The 20,973-nt window shown below is 73.0% G+C and carries 21 protein-coding genes; 10 read left to right on the plus strand and 11 right to left on the minus strand.

The genetic code is table 11. The features are described from left to right. Positions 1 to 13: 13 nt before the first annotated feature. The 3 genes from OHA25_RS31060 to OHA25_RS31070 all read left to right on the plus strand — a co-directional run bounded on the left by OHA25_RS31060 (position 14) and on the right by OHA25_RS31070 (position 2,152). Complete coding sequence (locus OHA25_RS31060) at positions 14 to 1,219, plus strand: carbohydrate-binding protein (protein ID WP_327580504.1); 1,206 nt, start codon at positions 14 to 16, stop codon at positions 1,217 to 1,219. An 81-nt stretch (positions 1,220 to 1,300) separates the two neighbouring features. Next, positions 1,301 to 1,687, plus strand: coding sequence for a VOC family protein (locus OHA25_RS31065; protein ID WP_327580505.1), 387 nt, complete (start codon positions 1,301 to 1,303; stop codon positions 1,685 to 1,687). Positions 1,688 to 1,723: 36 nt separating this feature from the next. Next, complete coding sequence (locus OHA25_RS31070; RefSeq protein ID WP_327580506.1) at positions 1,724 to 2,152, plus strand: MarR family winged helix-turn-helix transcriptional regulator; 429 nt, start codon at positions 1,724 to 1,726, stop codon at positions 2,150 to 2,152. Between the two features lie 90 nt (positions 2,153 to 2,242). On the opposite strand, the gene OHA25_RS31075 is transcribed toward OHA25_RS31070, so the two are convergent. Then, positions 2,243 to 3,034 (minus strand): isocitrate lyase/PEP mutase family protein, encoded by a 792-nt coding sequence (locus OHA25_RS31075; protein ID WP_327580507.1) that lies wholly within the window; start codon positions 3,032 to 3,034, stop codon positions 2,243 to 2,245. Between the two features lie 205 nt (positions 3,035 to 3,239). Between OHA25_RS31075 and OHA25_RS31080 the strand changes: the two genes are divergently transcribed. The 5 genes from OHA25_RS31080 (at position 3,240) to OHA25_RS31100 (ending at position 8,993) form a co-directional block, all read left to right on the plus strand. Continuing rightward, positions 3,240 to 4,865, plus strand: coding sequence for an FAD-binding oxidoreductase (locus tag OHA25_RS31080; protein ID WP_327580508.1), 1,626 nt, complete (start codon positions 3,240 to 3,242; stop codon positions 4,863 to 4,865). Positions 4,866 to 4,998: 133 nt separating this feature from the next. Next, on the plus strand, positions 4,999 to 6,777 hold the full coding sequence (gene kstD / locus OHA25_RS31085; protein WP_327580509.1) for a 3-oxosteroid 1-dehydrogenase: 1,779 nt from the start codon (positions 4,999 to 5,001) through the stop codon (positions 6,775 to 6,777). Between the two features lie 20 nt (positions 6,778 to 6,797). Continuing rightward, complete coding sequence (locus tag OHA25_RS31090) at positions 6,798 to 7,349, plus strand: Chromate resistance protein ChrB (protein WP_327580510.1); 552 nt, start codon at positions 6,798 to 6,800, stop codon at positions 7,347 to 7,349. Beyond that, the gene (locus OHA25_RS31095) at positions 7,346 to 8,527 is read left to right on the plus strand and encodes an MFS transporter (RefSeq protein ID WP_327580511.1); all 1,182 of its coding nucleotides are present in this window, start codon (positions 7,346 to 7,348) and stop codon (positions 8,525 to 8,527) included. The genes OHA25_RS31090 and OHA25_RS31095 overlap by 4 nt, the downstream gene beginning before the upstream one ends. Positions 8,528 to 8,621: 94 nt before the next feature. After that, positions 8,622 to 8,993 carry a hypothetical protein gene (locus OHA25_RS31100; protein WP_327580512.1) on the plus strand — a complete coding sequence of 124 codons (372 nt, stop codon included), beginning with the start codon at positions 8,622 to 8,624 and terminating at the stop codon, positions 8,991 to 8,993. Here the strand turns inward: OHA25_RS31100 and OHA25_RS31105 are convergent. The 8 genes from OHA25_RS31105 to OHA25_RS31140 form a co-directional block, all read right to left on the minus strand. Beyond that, complete coding sequence (locus OHA25_RS31105) at positions 8,892 to 11,063, minus strand: SpoIIE family protein phosphatase (protein ID WP_327580513.1); 2,172 nt, start codon at positions 11,061 to 11,063, stop codon at positions 8,892 to 8,894. The two genes, OHA25_RS31100 and OHA25_RS31105, sit on opposite strands and share 102 nt — an antisense overlap. Before the next feature lie 205 nt (positions 11,064 to 11,268). Beyond that, positions 11,269 to 12,387: a bifunctional 3-oxoadipate enol-lactonase/4-carboxymuconolactone decarboxylase PcaDC gene (gene pcaDC, locus OHA25_RS31110; protein ID WP_327580514.1), complete on the minus strand. Its 1,119-nt coding sequence runs from the start codon at positions 12,385 to 12,387 to the stop codon at positions 11,269 to 11,271. A gap of 2 nt (positions 12,388 to 12,389) precedes the next feature. After that, positions 12,390 to 13,787, minus strand: a complete 1,398-nt coding sequence (locus tag OHA25_RS31115) for a lyase family protein (RefSeq protein ID WP_327580515.1) — start codon at positions 13,785 to 13,787, stop codon at positions 12,390 to 12,392. Further along, positions 13,774 to 14,298, minus strand: a complete 525-nt coding sequence (pcaG, locus tag OHA25_RS31120; RefSeq protein ID WP_327580516.1) for a protocatechuate 3,4-dioxygenase subunit alpha — start codon at positions 14,296 to 14,298, stop codon at positions 13,774 to 13,776. Before pcaG ends, OHA25_RS31115 begins: the two co-directional genes overlap by 14 nt. Then, on the minus strand, positions 14,295 to 15,047 hold the full coding sequence (pcaH, locus tag OHA25_RS31125; RefSeq protein WP_327580517.1) for a protocatechuate 3,4-dioxygenase subunit beta: 753 nt from the start codon (positions 15,045 to 15,047) through the stop codon (positions 14,295 to 14,297). Before pcaH ends, pcaG begins: the two co-directional genes overlap by 4 nt. 5 nt (positions 15,048 to 15,052) lie before the next feature. Beyond that, a complete protein-coding gene (locus tag OHA25_RS31130) occupies positions 15,053 to 16,198 on the minus strand; it encodes a thiolase family protein (protein ID WP_327580518.1) in 1,146 nt (381 codons plus the stop codon). After that, a complete protein-coding gene (locus tag OHA25_RS31135; protein ID WP_327580519.1) occupies positions 16,195 to 16,824 on the minus strand; it encodes a CoA transferase subunit B in 630 nt (209 codons plus the stop codon). The genes OHA25_RS31130 and OHA25_RS31135 overlap by 4 nt, the downstream gene beginning before the upstream one ends. Continuing rightward, a complete protein-coding gene (locus OHA25_RS31140; protein WP_327580520.1) occupies positions 16,821 to 17,600 on the minus strand; it encodes a CoA transferase subunit A in 780 nt (259 codons plus the stop codon). The genes OHA25_RS31135 and OHA25_RS31140 overlap by 4 nt, the downstream gene beginning before the upstream one ends. A gap of 110 nt (positions 17,601 to 17,710) precedes the next feature. On the opposite strand from OHA25_RS31140, the gene OHA25_RS31145 reads away from it, so the two are divergent. After that, positions 17,711 to 19,222: an IclR family transcriptional regulator domain-containing protein gene (locus tag OHA25_RS31145; protein WP_327580521.1), complete on the plus strand. Its 1,512-nt coding sequence runs from the start codon at positions 17,711 to 17,713 to the stop codon at positions 19,220 to 19,222. A 114-nt stretch (positions 19,223 to 19,336) separates the two neighbouring features. Then, positions 19,337 to 19,546, plus strand: coding sequence for a hypothetical protein (locus OHA25_RS31150; RefSeq protein ID WP_327580522.1), 210 nt, complete (start codon positions 19,337 to 19,339; stop codon positions 19,544 to 19,546). Positions 19,547 to 19,565: 19 nt separating this feature from the next. On the opposite strand, the gene OHA25_RS31155 is transcribed toward OHA25_RS31150, so the two are convergent. Both OHA25_RS31155 and OHA25_RS31160 read right to left on the minus strand, forming a co-directional pair. After that, the gene (locus OHA25_RS31155) at positions 19,566 to 20,708 is read right to left on the minus strand and encodes an MFS transporter (protein WP_327580523.1); all 1,143 of its coding nucleotides are present in this window, start codon (positions 20,706 to 20,708) and stop codon (positions 19,566 to 19,568) included. 22 nt (positions 20,709 to 20,730) lie between these two features. After that, positions 20,731 to 20,895, minus strand: coding sequence for a hypothetical protein (locus OHA25_RS31160; RefSeq protein ID WP_327580524.1), 165 nt, complete (start codon positions 20,893 to 20,895; stop codon positions 20,731 to 20,733). Positions 20,896 to 20,973 lie beyond the last annotated feature (78 nt).

The raw sequence follows: 20,973 nt of genomic DNA on the forward strand, positions 1-20,973 counted from the left end.
AGGAAGTGACCACATGACACAACCCTTGTCCCGTCGCCGCTTCGGACTCCTGCTCGGCGCGGCCGCCGCCGTGCCTCTCCTGCCCGCGCGCCCCGCGTTCGCGGCGCCCACCCTGCTCCCGTCGGGGATGACGTGGCAGCTGATGTGGTCGCCGTCGGCCTCGGCCAACGGCATGGGGGCGTGGGAGAGCATCGAGGACGACCGTGCGGACTCCCATCCGGCGGGCGCGCCCCACATCCGCCCCGACGGCGACAACTATCGCTTCACCATGCACATGGTCGACCGCGACACCAGCACGGACCGGCAGCGGCACGAGGTGACCGGCAACCGTACCTCCAGCAGTAGCTACCTGTCCTGGAAGACCGGCGAGTTGTGGCGGGTCACGTACTCGATGTACATCCCGAGCACGCTCAAGGCCACCACGACCTTCACCCACATCTTCCAGACCAAGATGCCCGGCTCGGGGACGTCGCCGATCACGGTCACCTCGCTGCGCCGGGTGGACGGACGGCAGACCATCGAGCACAAGATCTTCGAGCCGAACATCCTGGTCGGGCGGACCGATCTGGAGCCGCTGCACAACAAGTGGATCGACATCGACTACGAGATCAAGATCGGTGACGGCTCGGCCGGCGCGGTCCGGTGGGTCGTCAGGAACGGCGGCACCACGGTGGTGGACGCGACGACGACGGGCGTGGACACGTTCCTCGGCGACCGGGTGCGGCCCAAGTGGGGCATCTACCGGTCGCTGGGCGACACGTCGGGCTCGCTGCAGGACTGCCATCTGCTGCTGACGAGACTCAGGTCGTACAAGGCCGTCCCGGGCGGCGGCGGGGGCGTCACGCGTTACGAGGCGGAGAACGCGACGATCTCGCAGGGCGTGGTCGAGTCCAACCATACGGGCTTCTCCGGCACGGGTTTCGTCAACGGAGACAACGCGGCGGGCTCGTACGTCGAGTGGACCGTCAACGGCGCCGCCGGAGCGGCGACCCTCAGGATCCGCTACGCCAACGGCACCACCGCCGGGCGCCCGGCGACGATCACCGTCAACGGCGCCACGGTCGCCGCCGACCAGCCCTTCAACGGCACCGGCGCCTGGACCACGTGGGCCACCGCCGCAGTGCCCGTGACCCTGCGTTCGGGCGCCAACACGGTGCGGATCACCGCGAACACCGCGGGCGGCAATCCGAACCTGGACTACATCGAGGTCGCGCAATGACGAGCGGTCTCCGCGGGCGCTCGCCTCCCTCCCTGGACGCCGCCGTGCGTCTTCGGCGGCCTGCCGGGGAACAGGTGCGGCATGGAAGTGCTGAGCAGCCGCGTGCTGCTGCGTCCGAAGGATCTCGGGCGCAGCCGCCGCTTCTATGCCGAGACGCTCGGATTGGCCGTCTATCGCGAGTTCGGCCCGGCCGACCACCCAGGGACGGTGTTCTTCCTGGGCCAGGGATTCCTCGAGCTCTCCGGGCACAGCGACGCCGGGGCCGGCCCGGCGGTGTCGCTCTGGCTGCAGGTACGCGATGCGGCGGGCGAGGAGGAACGCCTGCGCCAGGCGGGCGTCACCATGCTGAGGGAGGCCCGCCTGGAGCCGTGGGGGCTCGTCGAGTCGTGGATCGCGGACCCTGACGGCCATCGCATCGTCCTGGTCGAGGTGCCGCCCGACCATCCTCTGCGCCGCGATCCGCGCTGACGGGCCGCGCGTGGTTCGGTAGGGGAGACTGGGGAGGTGAGCAACGACCGTCCCGCCCCGCCCGTGACGAGCCCTTCCATCATCCTGCTGACGCTGGCCCGCCGCATCGAGACCGAGCTCAACGCCGCCCTCTCGCCGCTGGAGCTCACCGTCAGCAGGCTCGGGCTGCTCGGTCACATCGCCGTGGTGCCCGGGGTGTCGTTCAGCGACTTGGCCCGGATGTCGGGCACCACGGTGCAGAGCGTGCACACCGCGGTGAAGGCGTTGGTCGGCGCGGGACTGGTGCACGATCACACCGCCCGCGCCGGCTCCGCCTCGGCGATCGAGGTCACGCCTGAGGGCGCCCGTCTCCTCGAGGCGGCGAAGGAGGCGGTGGCCGAGGTGGACGAGCGCATGTTCGGCCCGGACGCCGATCCCGTGCAGCGGCAGATCGGACAGGCGGTGCTGGCCGCCTTCGCGCTCTGAGTCATGCTCCTGGCCGCCCGGCGGCGCGACTTTAAGCGCATGAGACGTCGACGCGGTTCACGTCCGGCATCGTGGTCCACACCTACGGGCTCAAGGAGACAGCGCGGCGTTGAGCCCGCCGTAATCCAGGCCGTCCGCGAGCGTGTCGTACGTGCCGGCGCCCAGCAGCTCGGCGGCCGCCCGCGCGGCGCACGCGTACGCGGACTGGGCGATCGCGGAGCCGACGCTGACCCGCGTGACCCCGGCCGCCGCCAGCTCGGCCACGGCCGGTGCGCCGGGCCCGGCCATCACGTTCAGCGGTAGCGGCCCGCCGGCCAGGCGGGCGATGGCGTCCAGGTCGAGCAGGCCCGGCACGAACAGCCCGTCCGCCCCGGCATCGGCGTAGACCCGCGCCCGCTCCTCCACCTCGGCTGGCTGGTCCCCTGGGATTCCGGCCAGGTAGACGTCGGTGCGGGCGTTGATGAACACGTCGACCCCGGCGGCGTCGGCCGCCTCCCGTGCCTCGGCGATGCGCCGTGCCTGATCCTTCGGCGAAAGCAGGGGAGCCCCGCCGGAGTCCTCCAGGTTGACGCCGACCGCCCCGGCCTCGATCACCGCGCGTACGGTGGCCGCCACGTCCCCGTACCCGCCCTCGATGTCAGCGGTGACCGGCACGCTCACGGCCGCCACGATGCGGCCGACCGCCGCCGCCATCCGCTCCCGGCTGAGCCCGTGGGCGTCGGGCGCGCCGTTCGCCCAGGAGACGCCGGCGCTGGTCGTCGCGATCGCCTGCGCCCCCGCGCCTTCGATCACGGCCGCGGAGGCGGCGTCCCAGGCGTTGGGCAGCACGAGCACGGCGCCGCCGTGGTGCAGGGCGCGGAACAGGGCCGCCTGGTCGGTCATGCTGATCTTCCTTCCGTTACGCGTTGTTTGAGACCAGAGCATCGCGGGTGGACCGGCGTGCCGTCTGGCTGGATTCGGACATGACCGTCGTCGGAGAGGTGGTCCTACCTCCACCTCCGCGTACATCTGGATGCATTCTCCGGCCACGTCCGCACTTCTAGCGTCGAATACGCAGATTCCGGACGAACGGCAGGGGGAGTGGGTCATGGGCAAGGTCACACGCCGGGGATTCCTCGGTGGCACCGCGGCGCTCGGCGGTGTGGCGATGACGGCGGAACTCGCGGGATGGACGACGCCGGCGGAGGCGGCCGGCGGCCCGCCCTTCGGTCCCGTCGTCGTGCGTCCCTCCGACCCCCGCTACGACGACCTGGCGGTACGCAGGACGAACCAGCGTTTCCGGCCGCGGCCCGACTACTTCCACGTGGTCGGCTCCACCGAGCAGGTCGTCGCGGCCGTCAACGAGGCGGTCCGCGCCGGCCGCCGCGTCACCGTCCGCAGTGGCGGCCACTGCTACGAGAACTTCGTCGGCGACGGCGCCCAGGTCGTGATCGACATGTGCGAGATGTCCGAGGTGTACTTCGACGCCGAGCGCGGCGCGTTCGCCATCGAGGCCGGCGCCACGCTCATGCAGGCGTACCGCAAGCTCTACCTCGGGTGGGGCGTCACCATCCCCGGCGGCCAATGCGGGGGCGTGGCCGCCGGGGGCCACATCGCGGGCGGCGGGTACGGCCCGCTGTCGCGCCGCCACGGCCTCACGGTCGACTACCTGCACGCCGTGGAGGTCGTGGTGGTCGACCGCACCGGCCGGGCCCGCGCCGTGGTGGCCACCAGGAACCCGGCCGACCCCCACCACGACCTGTGGTGGGCGCACACCGGCGGTGGCGGCGGCAACTTCGGCATCGTCACCCGCTACTGGATGCGCGACCCGAACGCCAAGGGCGGCGACCCGGCCGAGTTGCTGCCCAAGCCGCCCGCCGAGGTGCTGTCCGGCGTGGCCGTCTGGTCGTGGGACGGCATGACCAAGGAGTCGTTCCGCAGGCTGCTGCGCAACTACGCCGAATGGCACCTGCGCAACAGCGCCCCGGCAAGCCCGCAGGTCTCGCTGTGGGGCTCCCTGCTGATCCCCGGTCGCCAGGCGGGCGCCGATCCCGGGGGCATGATCCTGCCCGCCCAGATCGACGCCTCCGTGCCGGACGCGGAGCGCGTCCTGCGCGACCACTTCACCGCCGTGGCCGACGGGGTCACCCCTCAGGTGTTCGTTCCGCCGCTGAGGCGCGAGCCGTGGTTCCAGGCGGTGCGGACGCTGTCGCTCAGCGCGGAGGCGGAGTCGGGCCGTTACAAGGGCAAGTCCGCCTACCTGCGCAAGCCGTTCGCCGACGAACAGGCGGACGCGGCCTTCGACGCCCTCCACCAGGCCGGCGACGTCTCCTCCAGGGGCGTGTTGTGGCTCCTGTCGTACGGCGGCCAGGTCAACACGGTGCCGTCCGCCGCGACCGCCACCGTGGAACGCCAGTCCATCCTGAAGGCGCTCCACCTGGTCACCTGGGACGAGGGCCAGGACGGTGCCGCGCACCTGGAGTGGGTGCGCCGCCTGCACCAGCGGACGTTCGCGGCCACGGGCGGCGTGCCGGTGCCCGGGGGCGACTGCGGTGGCGCCTACATCAATTACCCGGACATCGACCATGCCGACCCCGCGTGGAACACCTCCGGCGTGCCGTGGTCCACGATCTACTACGGGGACAACTACGCCCGCCTGCAGCGGGTCAAGAGCCGCTGGGATCCGCGGAACGTCTTCCGCCATGCCCTCTCCGTCCGCCCGCCCGCGAGATAGCATTGCCCAAGCGCTTGCTTCGATCATGATGTGGTGTGATCCTTCGAGTGGCGATCACGGCCGGGGCTCCAACGCCCCGTGGCCCGCTTCGTACGCCCTGTGAACGCCCCACGAGCGAAGGGACCGACCCGCCATGGCCGAAGCGACGCACGCAAACCCCGCCCCCGAGGGCCCCAGCCGGCGCACGCTGCTGCGTGGGGCCGCCGTCGCCGGCGGCGCGCTGGTGACGGGCGCGGTGCTGGGCGGTACGCCCGCCCGCGCCGAGGTCGAGTACGACGTCGTCGTGGTCGGCGCCGGCGCCGCGGGTATGACCGCGGCCCTCGCCGCGGCCAAGCGGGGCCTGCGTACCGTCGTGGTGGAGAAGGCGCCCACGTTCGGCGGGTCGGCCGCGCGCTCCGGCGCCGGGATCTGGATCCCGAACAACGAGGTCATCCTGGCCGCCGGGGTGCCGGACACCCCCGCCAAGGCCGCCGCCTACCTCGCCCGGGTGGTCGGCGGCGACGTGCCGGTCGAGCGGCAGCAGGCGTTCCTGGCGGCCGGGCCGGCCATGATCTCGTTCGTGATGCGCAACAGCCCGCTGCGGTTCCGGTTCATGGAGGGCTACTCCGACTACTATCCGGAGTTCCCCGGCGGCATGCCGAACGGGCGCTCCATCGAGCCCGCCCAGCTCGACGGCCGCATCCTGGGCGCCGAGCTGGACCGGCTGAACGCCCCGTACATCCCCAGCCCGGCGGGCATGGTCGTCTTCAGCGCCGACTACAAGTGGCTGACGCTCGCCCTCGTCAACGCGAAGGGCGCGGCGGTCGCCGCCGAATGCCTGCTGCGGGGCACCGAGGCCGCGCTGCGCGGCGAGAAGCCGCTGACCATGGGCCAGGCCCTGGCCGCCGGACTGCGTGCCGGGCTGCTGTCGGCCGGTGTGCCGGTGTGGCTCAACACCCCGCTCACCGATCTGCACCTCGAGGGCGGGCGCGCGAGCGGCGTGGTGGTGTCGAGGAACGGCACCCAGACCCTGGTCAGGGCCGCCCGCGGCGTCATCGTCGGCTCGGGCGGGTTCGAGCACAGCGCGGCCATGCGGGCCGAGTTCCAGCGCCAGCCCATCGGGACGAGCTGGACCGTCGGCGCGAAGGAGAACACCGGAGCCGGCATCGAGGCCGGCGAGCGCGCCGGGGCGGCGCTGGGGCTGATGGACGACGCCTGGTGGGGGCCCGCCATCCCGCTGCCCGATCAGCCGTACTTCTGCCTGGCCGAGCGCACGCTGCCCGGCTGCATCATCGTCAACGGCGACGGCGTGCGCTTCGTGAACGAGGGCGCGCCCTACAGCGACGTCGTGCACGTCATGTACGACCGCAACACCCCCGCCGACCAGCACATCCCGTCCTGGCTGATCGTCGACCAGCAATATCGCAACCGCTACCTGTTCAAGGACGTCGCCCCGCTCCTGCCGCTGCCCGCCTCCTGGTACGACAGCGGCGCCGTGCACAAGGCGTGGACCATCGAGCAGCTGGCCCAGCGGATCGGCGTGCCCGCGGCGGCGCTGCGCGGCACGGTCACGCGCTTCAACGAGTTCGCCGCGACCGGGAAGGACCTCGACTTCCACCGCGGCGACAGCGCCTATGACCGTTACTACACCGACCCATCCGTCAAGCCGAACCCCTGCCTGGCGCCCTTGTGGCTGCCGCCGTTCTACGCGTTCAAGATCGTACCGGGGGATCTCGGGACGAAGGGCGGGATGGTCACGGACGCGCGGGCACGCGTGCTGCGGGCGGACGGCTCGGTCATTCCCGGCCTGTACGCCGCCGGCAACGCCAGCGCCGCCGTCATGGGCCACAGTTACGCCGGCTCGGGCTCGACCCTCGGTCCCGCCATGACCTTCGGCTACGTCGCCGCCAACCACATCGCCGACTCGATGTAACAACTGCTACATTCGGGCGTGTGACAAAGCAGTGGGTGGTGCTCCTCGTCCGGCTGCCCGCCGGTCCGTCGCGGCACCGGGTCGCGGTGTGGCGGGAGCTGCGCCGGCTCGGGGCCGTGTCCTTGGGGCAGGGCACCTGGACGGTGCCCGACGTGCCGGTCTTCGCCGACGGTCTGGCCCGGGCCGTCGAGCTCGCCGGCACGGCCGGGGGAGAGGCGGTCGTGCTGGAGGCGGCCGGTCGCACGCCGGCCGACTCCGAGCGCCTGCAGGCCATGTTCACGGCCGCCCGCCGTGAGGACTGGGCCGAGTTCCTCGCCGACTGCGGAAAATTCGAGGAGGAGCTGGCCAAGGAGATCCGGCAGGCCAAGTTCACGCTGGCCGAGCTGGAAGAGGAGGAGCAGTCGCTGGAGCGGCTGCGGCGCTGGCACCGCGCCCTGACCGCACGCGACGTGTTCGGCACCCCGGAGGCCGAGCAGGCCGCCCAGCGGCTGGCGGCGTGCACCGCGGCCTGCGAGGACTACGCCGAACGTGTCTTCGCCGCCCTCCACCAGACGCCGGGCGGGCGCGCATGACGGCGTCCGGCGCGCAGGCGCCGCCCACGCCGCGCGGGCGGATGTGGCCGCTGTACGCGGCCGGGTTCACCACCGCGTTCGGCGCGCACGGCGTCGCGGCCAGCCTCGGCGGCCAGTCCCCGGACGCGGTGACGTCGCTGCTGGTCCTGGGCGGCCTGCTGGCGCTGTACGACGGCGCCGAGGTGCTGCTCAAGCCGGTCTTCGGCACCCTGGCCGACCGGATCGGCGCCCGCCCGGTGCTGCTGGGCGGACTGGTCGCCTTCGCCTGCGCCTCGGCCGTGTACGCGCTCGCCGACAACCCCGGCGCGCTGTGGGCCGCCCGCCTCGGCCAGGGCGCCGCCGCCTCCGCGTTCTCCCCGTCGGCCTCCGCCCTGGTCGCCAGGCTCAACCCGGCCGGCACGCACGGCCGCGCGTTCGGCGGCTACGGCTTCTACAAGAGCCTCGGCTACACGCTGGGGCCGCTGCTCGGCGGCGTGCTGGTGTGGGCGGGCGGGCTCCGGCTGCTGTTCGCGGTGATGGCGGTGCTCGCGGCGGCCGTCGCGGTGTGGGCGGCGCTGACCGTGCCCCGCGTGCCGCCGCTGCCCAGGACCCGCCAGACCGTGCTGGACCTCGCGCGCCGCCTGGCCGAGCGGACGTTCTGGCAGCCCACGGCCGCGCTGGCCGCCGCCACCGCCGCGCTGTCGGTCGGCGTCGGCTTCCTGCCGGTCTCCGGGGCGGCCGCGGGCCTGGGCCCCGTCGCCACCGGGGCTGCGGTGTCCGTGCTGGCCGCCTGCGCCGCCGTCGTGCAACCGGCCGCCGGACGGGCCCTGGACGCCGGCCGGATCACCACCCGTGCGGGCCTCGCCGCCGGTCTCGCGATCACCGCCGCCGGCCTGGCCCTGGCGGTGGTGCCGGGCCTGGCGGGAGTGCTGGCGTCGGCCGTGCTCATCGGGGCGGGCACAGGACTGATCACCCCGCTGGGCTTCGCCGCCCTGGCCGCCTCCACCCCGCAGGAGCGGCTCGGCCAGACCATGGGGACCGCCGAACTCGGCCGCGAACTGGGCGACGCGGGCGGCCCGCTCCTGGTCGCCGCCGTCGCCACGGCCGCCACCCTCGCCCACGGCTACGCCGCGCTCGCCCTCCTGCTGGTCATCGCCCCGGTCGCCCTGCTCGCCGGCGCCCTCCGCGCCCGCGGGTGAGGCTCAATCGGGGAAAGATCTGCGAATCGGGGCGATCCCGGGCGAATCCTGGCAGACTCACCGGGTGACCGCGTCGTTACGCATGAGGAGGATCATGCCCCCGAGGATCATCACCGCCCTGGTCGTCGCCGCATCCATCATCAGCCTCGCCCCGGCCGGCCAAGCGTCCGCGACCGCCGCCGTGTCCGCCGTCGGTGCCAAGCCGAACCTGCGTGCCTGCTACGACGGCAGGTGCAAGCTGACCCTCACCAAGCGTGTGACGTTCCGGGTCAGCTCCCGCTTCGGCATCACCAGGTTGTCCGTCGGCTTCACCGGGAAAGGTGTGACCGTGAAGGGCACCGGGCCGGGCATCGGCGCGGGAGCGTCATTCAGCAAGGGCGGGTCCGCGACCGTCAGCGGCATCAAGTTCAGCATCGTGTCGCTGTCGTCGCGCAAGGCGGTGCTCAACCTCGTTCCCGTACGCTGACCCGCGCGTCGCGTCACGCAGGAGCAACACCGCGATGTCGTCCGCACGCTGGTCCACGGAGGCCTCCTCGATGAGGGACTCCGCCAGGTCGTGCAGGGGCACGCCGGGGATCGGGGTGAAGCGCTCGGCCAGGTCCGCTATCGATTCGCCCAGGTCGAGGCCCGGCTCCTCGATGAGGCCGTCGGTGTAGAGGGTCAGCACGGAGCCGGGCGGCAGGTCCAGCTCCGTGGTGGCGTACTCGGCCTCCGGGTCGATGCCGAGCAGCAGTCCCGGTGACGTGTCGATGACCTGGGCGGGCTTGCCCGGCCGGCCGAGCAGCGGCGGCAAGTGTCCCGCGCTGGCCAGGCAGGCGATGTGCCGCTCGAGGTCGAGGCTGACGTACAGGCAGCTGGTGAACCGGTCCGGGGCCAGCTCGATGAGCAGCCGGTTGGTGCGCGCGAGCACCTCGCCGGGGGTGGCGCCGCCCGTGGCATGGGCGCGGATGGCGGTGCGCACCTGCCCCATGAGCGCCGCGGCGGTGACGTCGTGCCCCTGGACGTCACCGATGACCGCGGCCACCATGGTGTCGCTCAGCCGGATCAGGTCGTAGAAGTCACCGCCGATGTCCATGCCGGGATTGGCGGGCACGTAGCGGGCGGCCAGCTCCAGGCCGGGCACCTCGGGCAGCGTACGCGGCAGCAGGCTCGACTGCAGGCACTGGGCGAGCTGATGCTTGACGTCGTAGAGCCGGGCCCGCTCGAACGCCTGCGCGATCAGCCCGGCGAGCGCGGTCAGCGTGGCGCGCTCGTCGGTGCTGAAGTGGTGCGGGCGGTCATAGGCCAGAACGCAGGTGCCGATGGGCCGCCCGGACGTGATCAGCGGCAGGAACGCCCAGGCGGACATGTCGTCGGAGCGGAGGGCGTCCGGGTAGGCCGCACGGAGCTCGTCCCAGGAGGAGAAGAAGGCCGGCTTGCCGATGTCGTACGGATGCCGCTCCGAAGCCGGCGGGACCACGGGACGCCCGTCGAACTCCTCGACGGCCTCCCTGCTGTATCCCCGGGAGGCGGCCACGCGCATCCTGCCGGCCCCTGAGGTGAGGATGGCCAGGGCCTGCACGTTGTAGACGGGCATGACATGATCGGCGACGAGGTCGACCACCTCCTGGGCGGTCACCGCCCGGGCGAGCGTGGTCGCGAGGTGCAGCATCTCGTGCAGCGCGATCACCCGGGTGGGGCGGTCCGTGCCGGTCTCCGGCACGTGGCGGGCGAGGTCGTGGTCCGTCTCGTCGGGCGTGATGCGCACCGTGATGCCCGTTAGGCCGGGGAACAGCCGGAAGAACAGCAGCCGCCCGTCCTTGTTGCGGCCGGTGAACGAGGTGACCTGCCGGCTGAAGACCGCGGCACGGTGGCGGTCCTCGAAGACCGGATTCCATGGCAGCGCCTTCCACAGGCGCTCACCGAGCAGCTCCGACGAGCAGATTCCGAGCAGGTCCGAGGCCGACGTGGTGAGGAAGGTCACGCGGCCCTCCACGTCCAGCGAGCAATATCCCTCGGGGAGCCGATTGAGGCACTCCATGGCCACCAGTTGCCCGTTCGGCTCGGCCGTGTGCACGAGACGGGGATCCAGGACCCGGGGCCTGGGCCCGGGGGTGATCGGATGACCTTCGTCGGCCGCCTCCCGGAGCACCTCCCCGATGCGGGTGCAGGTCGCGTCCATGATGGTACGCAGGCGCCGGCTGAGCATGGTCGCGGGCCCGGAAGGCAACAGCAGCACGAGCCCGCCCCAGACGGTGTCGCCGGTGCGGATCGGGGAGATCGCCGCCGCGTAGTGGTAGGGCAGCGCGAGCGCCGCCGTGGGGAACGCGCGGGCCATGTGCTCCCGGTCGGACAGCCAGATCATGTGCCGCTCGCGCACCGCCGCCGCGACCGGCACGGGGTCGTTCCTCCTGATCCTGGCCCACGCGCGGGCGGCCCGCGCGGGCATGCCCACCTGCGCGTCCATCAGCAGCACCTCGCCGTCTTCCGCCACAAGATAGACGGCGCCGATGTGGGCGCCCGTGCCGGCGACGGCCTTGATCAGCAGCTCGTCCAATCGAGACGAGCCACAGTGCGAGGCGGCCTCCTCCCGCACCGCCTCAGCCCTTCCTCACGCTCACGAACCGTGAACGGAAAAGCAGCTCCAAACCCCGCATACGGGCAGAATACACGCAGGAATGGAGCGAATTGCTTACGTTGTGTTCATGCTCTGGCCTGCGTCTCGTACGCCGGGGACGCCGGTCCTTAAGGAGCGGGGCGCGCTACGCTCCTCCGGCGTCGGCCTCGTCCAGGACCCGCTGGGCGACGGCGAAGGCGGCGTTGGCCGCGGGCACGCCGCAGTAGACGGCGCTCTGCAGGAGTACCTCGCCGATCTCGTCCGGGGTCAGCCCGTTGCGGAGGGCCGCGCGCACGTGCATGGCCAGCTCCTCCAGGTGGCCGTGGGCGACGAGCGCGGTGAGCGTCACGCAGCTGCGGGTACGGCGGTCCAGGCCCGGCCTGGTCCAGATCTCGCCCCAGGCGTAGCGGGTGATGAAGTCCTGGAAATCCCTGGTGAACGGGGTGGTGCGGGCGATCGCCCGGTCCACGTGCGCGTCACCGAGCACCTCCCGGCGTACCCGCATGCCGGGGACGGCGGGCAGGTGGGCGAGGAGCGCGGCCGTGACGCGTGCGGGCTGGTCGACGTTGGCCAAGTGCGCGGCGCCGGCAAGCTCGACGAGCGTGGCGCCGGCGATGCCGTCGGCCAGCTGCCTGGCGTGCTCGGGCGGCGTCGCCGGGTCGTCCCGACCGGCCACGATCAGGGTGGGAACCTTGATCGCGGCCAGCGAGTCGCGCAGGTCATAGGCCGACAGGGCGTCGCAGCAGGCGGCGTACCCTTCAGGGTCGGCGGCGGCCAGGTCGCCGAGCAGCGCCTGGGCGAGCGGTGCGGGGAGGTCGGCGGGGGCGCCGGCGAACCAGCGCTTGGCCGTGGCCTCCAGCAGCGGCCCCGTCCCCTCGGCGCGGACCAGCCCCGCCCGGTCCCGCCACGCCTGCGGCTCGCCGAACCTGGCGGAGGAGCAGACCATCGCCAGCGACCGGACCCGGCCGGGGTGGCCGAGGGCCAGGGTGGCGCCGATCGCGCCGCCGATCGAGATGCCCGCATAGTGGAAGCCGCCGAAGCCTCGCGCGTCGGCCACCTCCAGCACCATGCGCGCCAGGTCGTCGATCGAGCTCACGGCGGCCGCCGGTGAGCCGCCGTGGCCGGGCAGGTCGAATCTGAGCACCCGGAAGGTCCGCGCGAGCGCGTCCACCTGCGGCTCCCACACCCGCAGGGACGTGCCCACCGACGGGCCGAGGATCAGCGGCTCGCCGTTCTCCGGGCCGTCCAGCCGGTGCTGCAACATCGTTATTCCTCCTCGAGCGACCGGTCGACCAGGGCCCGTGCGGAGCCTGCCGAGCCGGACAGGGTGTCGGACTCGGGCACGTTGGACAGGGTGTCGGACTCGGGCACGTTGGACAGGGTGTCGGACTCGGGCACGTTGGACAGGGTGTCGGACTCGGGCACGTTGGACAGGGTCAGGTTGGCGCGCATGCGGTCCGGGTGCACCCGCAGGTCCGCGACCAGTTCGGCGGCGTCACGGGCGGCTCCGGCCACCAGGCGCAGCGCCTCGCGCAGCGGCTGCCATTCCGCGTGCCAGGCGCCGGACGGGCGCTCGTCCTCGGCGGCGAGCGAACCGTACAGGACGGCGGCGAGCGAGGGCAGCTGGCGGGCGGCGGCGGCGATCATCGTGGATCTGACCGGGTTGTGCTTGTGCGGCATGGACGACGACCCGCCGCCGACGCCCTCGGACACCTCGCCGATCTCGGTACGTGACAGGACGAGCACATCGGCCGCCATCTTGCCCAGCGCCCCGGCCGTGAACGCCAGTGCGCCGGCCAGGTCGGCGACGGGCGTCCGCAACACGTGCCACGGCAGCCGCGGCTCGGCCAGCCCGACCTCCGCCGCAAACCGAGCCACGAGCAGCAACCCGGCATCGCCAGCCGCCGCGCCGCCGCCTCCCGTCGCGCTGCCACCCGCGCCGGCCGCCGTGCCGCCGCCGGTTGCGCCGCCGCCCGCTACGCCGCGGTCGGTTGCCCACGCGTCGGTGGCGCTGTTCGGCGGCGGGCCGGCAGGCGCGGCCGTTCCCCGGGTGGGGTGGAATGCGGCCAGGGTGCCGGCCGCGCCGCCGAGTTGGGCCGGGAGCGCGGCCCGGGCGGCACGCAGGCGGGTGCGGGCGTCGGCGGCCAGCAGGCGCCAGCCCGCCGCCTTGAGCCCGAACGTCGTCGGCACCGCCTGCTGGGTGAGGGTCCGCGCTGCCATCAGGGTGTCGCGGTGGCCGGCCGCCAGCCGGCCGAGCGCGGCCACGACCCGGTCGAGGTCCGCCAGGACCGCGCCCAGCGTGCGGTACGCGACCAGCATGATCGCCGTGTCGACGATGTCCTGGCTGGTCGCGCCGCGATGGACGTACGCGCCGAAGGGCTCCGCGGCCTCGCGGAGATCCACCACCAAGGGAATGACCGGATTGCCGCCGGAACGAGCCCGTTCGACCAGCCCCGGCAGATCGAAGGCCGTGACCCGCGCGCAGGCCGCCACGGCCTCGGCCGCCTCCCGCGGCACCAGACCAAGCACCGCCTGCGCCCGCACAAGCGCCGCCTCGGCATCCAGCATGGCCTGCAGGAAGGCGACGTCGCCGGTCTCCTCGGCCGCGCCCCGCATCGGGGACAGCAGTCCGAGGTCCGCGCCGGGCACGTCACCCGAAGTCAAGGAAGACCGTCTCCTTCTCGCCCTGCAAATGGATGTCGAACCGGTAGACGCCCTCGCGCTCCCGCACCGCGACCAGCGTCTCCCGCCGGTGCGGCGGCAGCTCGTCGAGGAAGGCGTCCTGGCCGAAGTAGATGCGCGTGTACAGGTGGTGGAGCAGGCCGCGGGCGAACACGCACACGCTGATGTAGCCGTTGCCGGGCGGCAGCGTGTGCAGCGCGTACCGGCCATCGGCGTCGGTCGGCACCCGCCCGAACCCGGTGAAGTCCAGCCCGTGCCGCCCGAGGACGGCCCCGGTCACCGGGTCGCGCCGCAGCGTCCCGGGAGCGCCGCTCAGGTCGCCCGACGGGTCGGCCTGCCAGAACTCCAGCAGCGCGTCCGGCACCGGCTCGCCGGCCCCGTCGTACACGTACCCCTGGACGGTGATCCCCCCGGCGGCCACGTCGCCGCCGCCGGGGAACGGCAGCGCGTAGCCGTAGAACGGGCCCACGGTCTGCGAAGGCGTGGGGTTCATCGGCCCTCCTCCATCCAGGTCGCCGCCGGGCCGTCCAGCACGATGTCCCACCGGTAGCCCAGGGACCACTCGGGCACGGACAAGTCATGCTCGTAGGCGGCGACGAGCCGCTGCCTGGCCCGCTCGTCCGTCACCGACTGCAGCACCGGGTCGTAGGCGAACAGCGGATCGTTCGGGAAGTACATCTGCGTGACCAGCCGCTGCGTGAAGGCCGCGCCGAACACCGAGAAATGGATGTGCGCGGGACGCCAGGCGTTGACGTGGTTACGCCACGGGTACGCGCCCGGCTTGATCGTCGTGAACGCGTAGCGGCCCTCGTCGTCGGTCAGGCACCGGCCCACCCCGGTGAAGTTGGGGTCCAGCGGCGCGGGGTGGTCGTCGCGCTGGTGCAGGTACCGGCCGGAGGCGTTGGCCTGCCAGACCTCCACCAGCTGGCCGCGTACCGGCCGTCCCGAGCGGTCGAGCACCCGCCCCTGCACGGTGATCCGCTCGCCGAGCGGCTCGCCGAGGTGCTGCTTGGTCAGGTCCGCGTCGAGCGCGGTGACGTCGGTGACGCCGAAGACGGGACCGCTCAGCTCGGCCGCCTCCGGGTCCTGCACCGCGATCAGCGGCTGCTTGGGATGGCGCAGCACGCTGCTGCGGTAGGGGGCGAAGTCCCGCGGCGGATGGTTCGCCTCCTGGCCGTCGGCGGCCTTGTGCAGCTCGGCGATCTCCTGATCGATGTCCGCCTGGGTGAGGGGTGGAGTCATTGCGCCTACCTTTCGAGCACGACGGCCAGGCCCTGGCCGACGCCGATGCAGAGAGTAGCCAGGCCGGTGCCGGAGCCGGCCGCCGCCAGGCGGTGCGCCACGGTGCCGGTGACGCGGGCGCCGGAGGCGCCGAGGGGGTGGCCGAGCGCGATCGCGCCGCCGTTCGGGTTGACGAGGGCGGGGTCGAGATCGGGCAGCTCGGCCAGGCAGCCGAGCACCTGGGCGGCGAAGGCCTCGTTCAGCTCGACCGTGTCCAGGTCGCCGAAGGTCTTGCCCGCCTTGGCCAGGGCCTTCTGCGCGGCTTCGACCGGCCCGAGCCCGAAGTAGCGGGGCTCGAGCGCGCTGGCCGCGCCCGCGGTGATCCGCGCCAGGGGCTCGCGGCCGCGCAGCCCGGCCTCGTCGGTAAGCAGCAACGCCGCCGCGCCGTCGTTGAGCGGGGAGGAATTGCCCGCGGTGACCGTGCCGTCCTTGCGGAAGACCGGCTTGAGCCGGGCGAGCTTGTCCAGCGAGGTGTCCTCCCGAATGCCCTCGTCCCTGGTCACGTCGCCGATCGGGACGATCTCGCGCTCGAAGGACGACTTGGCCGCCTTCTGGTGGCTGGCCAGCGCGTACGCGTCCTGCTCCGCCCGTGAGATGCCGTGCTTGTCGGCGATCAGCTCGGCGCCCTCGCCGAGTGGCACGGTGTGCTCGGCCGGCATCTTCGGGTTGACCAGCCGCCAGCCGAGCGTGGTGGACACCAGCTCCTGCCCGCCCGCCGGGAAGGCCCGGTCCGGCTTGGGCAGCACCCAAGGGGCGCGGGTCATGGACTCCACACCGCCGGCGATCACCGTGGACGCGTCGCCGAGCGCGATCATCCGGTACGCCTGGATCACGGCCTCCATGCCGGACCCGCACAGGCGGTTCACGGTCGCGCCGGGGGTGGTCACCGGCAGGCCCGCCAGCAGTGCGGCCATGCGGGCGACGTTGCGGTTCTCCTCGCCCGCGCCGTTGGCGTTGCCGAAGATCACCTCGTCGGGGGCCGCCACGTCGTTGCGCTCGGCGATCGCCGCGACCACGTGCGCGGCCAGGTCGTCGGGGCGGATGCCGGCCAGCGCCCCGCCGTGCCGTCCGAAGGGCGTGCGGACGGCGTCCACGATGTAAACGGTGTTCATGCCAGCACCTCGGCTTCCGTACGGTCCCGCAGCTCTTCCACGCTCACTCCCGGTGCGCATTCCACCAGCCGCAACCCGTCAGGCGTGACGTCGAGCACGCCGAGGTCGCTGATGATCCGGTGGACGCACGCCTTGCCGGTGAGCGGCAGCGAGCACTCCTTGACGATCTTCGGTGAGCCGTCCTTGGCGGTGTGGTCCATGATCACGATGACCTTGCGCGCGCCGTGGACCAGGTCCATCGCCCCGCCCATACCCTTGACCAGCTTCCCGGGAACCACCCAGTTGGCCAGGTCGCCGCCGGCCGAGACCTGCATCGCCCCCAGCACCGCCACGTCGATGTGCCCGCCGCGGATCATGCCGAACGACAGCGACGAGTCGAAGAACGCCGCCCCGTCCCGCACGGTCACCGTCTCCTTGCCCGCGTTGATCAGGTCGGGGTCGACCTCGTCCTCGGCCGGGTAGGGGCCGACGCCGAGGATGCCGTTCTCCGAGTGCAGGATCACGTCCACGTCGGCCGGCAGGAAGGACGGGATGCGGGTGGGCAGGCCGATGCCCAGGTTGACGTAGTCGCCGTCGCGCAGCTCGGCCGCGGCGCGGGCCACCATCTCGTCACGCGTCCAGCTCATGAGCGCAGCGTCCCTCGTGTCGAAGATGCGGAAATTGTGCGCCGCTCGATGCCCTTGTCGGCGGCCTGCTCGGGGGTGAGCGGGAGCACCCGCTGGACGAAGACGCCCGGCAGGTGCACCTCGTCAGGGTCCAGCTCGGTCAGCTCCTCGACCTCGGCGATCGTGATCCGCCCCGCCATGGCGGCGAGCGGGTTGAAGTTCCTCGCGGCCTTGCTGAAGACCAGGTTGCCGTGCCGGTCGCCCTTCGCCGCCCGGACCAGCGCGAAGTCCGTCGTGATGCCGTACTCCAGCACGTACGGGCGGCCGTCGAACTCCCGCACCTCCTTGGGCGGCGAGGCGACCGCGATCGAGCCGTCCGGGTTGTGGCGCAGCGGCAGGCCGCCGTCGGCCACCGGCGTGCCGACCCCGGCCGGGGTGTAGAAGGCGGGGATGCCGCTGCCGCCCGCGCGCAGCCGCTCGGCCAGGCTGCCCTGCGGGGTCAGCTCCACCTCCAGCTCACCCCCGAGGTACTGCCGGGCGAACTCCTTGTTCTCGCCGATGTACGACGCCGTCACCCGGGCGATGCGTCCGGCCGCCAGCAGCACGCCGAGGCCGCCGCCGTCGACGCCGCAGTTGTTCGACACCACGCCGATGCCGGTCACTCCGGTGTTGTAGAGGGCCTGGATCAGCACGTTGGGGATGCCGCTCAGCCCGAAGCCGCCGACCGCGAACGACGCGCCGTCACGCACGCCGGCCAGCGCCTCCTCGGCGGTCGCGACCACTTTGTCTCTCCGCACGACGCTCCATTCACCGGGAGTGTTCGCATAGTGAACTTTTGTCCACTATTGTGTGGTCGAGTATCTGTAATGAGAGGCGCTCCTGTCAAAGGATCTCGAGGAGGTGGGCGATGGAACCGGCGGGAACCCTGGACCGCGGCCTGGCCGTGCTGCGCGTGCTGGCCGGCGACCCGCGCCGCCGCCTGGGGCCCACCGACCTGGTCCGCGCGACCGGCCTGGCCAGGTCCACGGTGGACCGCGTGCTGGCCACGTTCGCCCATCTCGGCTACCTCCGGCTGGAAGGGCGCGAGGTGCACCTGACGCCGCGCCTGATGGAGCTGGGGGAGGCCTACCTCGCCTGCGGCGGCCTGCGTGACGTGCTGTCCCCGCTGGCCGAGCGGCTGGCCGAGGACCTCGACGAGTCGGTGTCGCTGGCCGTGAAGGACGGCGCCCCCGGGCCGGAGCACGTGCGCTTCATCGGCCAGTTCACCCGGCGGCGCACCATGTCCGTGGCCTTCCGGGTGGGGGACCTGCTGCCCGCCGGCCGGTGCGCGGCCGGGCTCGCGCTGCTCGACCCGGCGGCGTCGTGGGCCGAGGACGACCAGCTCGTCGAGCCGGGCCTGGTGGCCGTCGCGGTGCCCGTACGGGATCCGGACGGCACGCCGGTGTGCGCGGTCAGCGTGGTCAGCCACACCAGCAGGCACACCGTCGCCGGGCTGCGCGAGCACGCCCTGCCCCGGCTGCTCAAGACGGTCGCGGAGATGGAGGCGAGACTGGCCCGGCCGGCCACTGAGCCTCGCAGGGGGATCGCCGCCGAGGACACCTCCCGGGCCGCCAAGAAGGAACTGGGCGCCGGCTACCTGCAGTCGCTGGCCCGCGGCCTGGCCATGCTGGTCGCGCTCGGCACGGCGCCGGGCGGCTCGACCCTGGCCGACGCGGCCAGGGTCACCGGGCAGCCGCGGGCGACCGTGCGCCGCGCCATCCAGACGCTGGAACGGCTCGGCTACGTGGCCGCCGACGGCTCCCGCTTCGTCCTGCTGCCCAAGGTCCTGGAGCTCGGCTACGCCCACCTGTCCGGCCGCGCCTTCCGCGCCGTCGTGCAGCCGCACCTGGCCGACCTGGTCGCCCGCGTCCACGAGTCCGCCTCGGTCGCCGTGCTCTCCGGCGACGACATCGTCTATCTGGCCCGCGTGCCGACCCAGCGCATCATGAGCGTCGACATCACCGTCGGCACCCGTTTCCCCGCGTACGCGACCTCGATGGGGCGGGTCCTCCTGGCCTCCCTGCCCGAGGAGCGGCTGGACGCCATCACCCCCAAGCCCCTGTCACGCCACACCATCACCACCACAGCCGAGCTGAAGGCCGCCGTCCGCCAGGCCGCCGCCGACGGGTACGCCCTGGTCGATCAGGAGCTGGAGGAGGGCGTGCGCTCACTGGCGGTCCCCATTAGGGACCGCGCCGGGCGGGTGGTCGCGGCCGTGAACGTCGCCACGCACGCCAGCCGCGCCACCCCCGATGACCTGGTGCGCGACGTCCTGCCCGCGCTCCAGGACGCGGCCGCCCGCATGGAGGTCGACCTGGCGTACGTCCACGGCCCCGCCTGGAACGGCGCCCTCCCCGAGGCCGCCCGTCTGAGCCGCTGAACCACGGCTCGAGTGGTGACCTAGACGTAGCCGGTGGAGCCGTCGGGCCGGATGGGCAGCACGCGTTCCCATTGGACGTAGTCGTCCGTCCCCAGAGCCGACTAGCGGGAGGCCATGGAGCTCAAGGTGTGGCGGCCTGGTCAACGGGATCCAGCGGAAGAGGGGCTCGCGCAGCTCGACCGCTATCTGGACCGGCTGGATCTCGAGACCGGCTACCTGGTGATCTTCGATCGCCGTCCGGAGGCGGCTCCGATGGAGGAGCGCGTCCGGTTCGATCAGGACCGCACCCCGGCGGGACGACAGGTCACCGTTCTGAGGGCGTAAGGAGCCGGCGGCACGCGGGTCACGGATCGACGGGCAGCCGCCTGGCCGCCACGCCGGCCCAGCCGAGCCCCAACGCGGTGACCAGGAGCACTCCGGCGGCGCCCATGCCGGCCGCCACCAGCCCGGCCAGGCCGGGCAGGATCAGCTGCCCGGTACGATTCCCGACCAGGCGCAGCGACATCGCCCGCCCGCGCAGCCCCGCAGGCGCGGACTCGGCCAGCCATGACATGGTCAGCGGCTGCCCCACCCCGAGCCCGAACCCGAGGATCAGCAGCACGAAGGCCAGCGCCCACAGCGGCATGGGCACGGGCGTGACCAGCATTGCGGCGGCCGCCGCCACCGTGCTCGTCACCAGCAGCCGCCGCCGGCCGACGGCCCGCGACAAGCGGCCCAGGAAGAAGCGAGAGGCCATCGACGCCACGCCGCGGATGGTCAGCAGCAGCCCGATCGTGCCCGAGGTGAGGCCCCGCTCGGTGCCGAACGCGGGCAGGTAGACCAGCGTGATGTCGAGCGCGGCGATGACCACGCAGCTCGTCACCAGGGCGTGCGGCAGGCCGGGCAGGCGCAGCAGGGAGCGCACGCTGCCCGCCGCCTCTCGTTCACCGTCGGCCGGGTGCGGGCTGCGGGTCAGCAGCGCCGACAGCACGACGAGCAGCACGGCCAGACCGCACGACCAGGCGAAGATGCGATCGGTGTCCGGGATCGCCCGCTCCCCGCCGAACGCCGCGATCAGCACCGGGCCGGCGGCCTGGCCCAGCGAGGCGGCGAACGTGTAGTGGCCGAAGGCGGTGTCGTGGCCGCCGCGCCGGGTGGTGTTGGCCACGAGCGCCTGCTGGGCGATCACGCAGCCCAGATGCCCGGTGCCCAGCAGCACTCCGGCCGTGAGCAGCCCCGGGACGGTGTGCCCGATCGTCAGGAACGCGACGCTGGCGGCGGTGAGCAGGATCGCACCGGTCACGGCCAGGCGCCGCTCGCCGTACCGGTCGGCGGCGTGCCCGGCAGGCAGCGCCAGCAGCAGCGGTGCGATCGCGAAGCTCGCGCCCAGCAGGCCGAGCAGCGCCGCGGGGACGTCGAGCTCGATCGCCCGGTACGACATGGTGGGACGCAGCACGAACGTGATGACCTGCGTGGCGGCGGCATGAGCCAGCAACACGGCGGTCACCCGCCTCCCGCGACCGCCCCCCTCAGACATCGCCGCCCCCGCCGCCGCCGCCGCCCCCGCCGCCCTGGTCGCTGCACTCGCCCCGGTCGCCGCGCCCGGCGCCGCCCCGGTCGCTGTGCCCGTCGCCGGGTCCGCAGCCCCCGCCGTCGGCCGGCCGCCGGACTGTGGCTACGGCGTCGATGTGCACACACATGACGCTCCAACCTATCGAGCCGCCTTGGTTGACATCGCAACACCCCTCCCTGGAAACTCTGCCGAAACACCA

This window comes from Nonomuraea sp. NBC_00507, from assembly GCF_036013525.1.
Lineage (GTDB): Bacteria > Actinomycetota > Actinomycetes > Streptosporangiales > Streptosporangiaceae > Nonomuraea.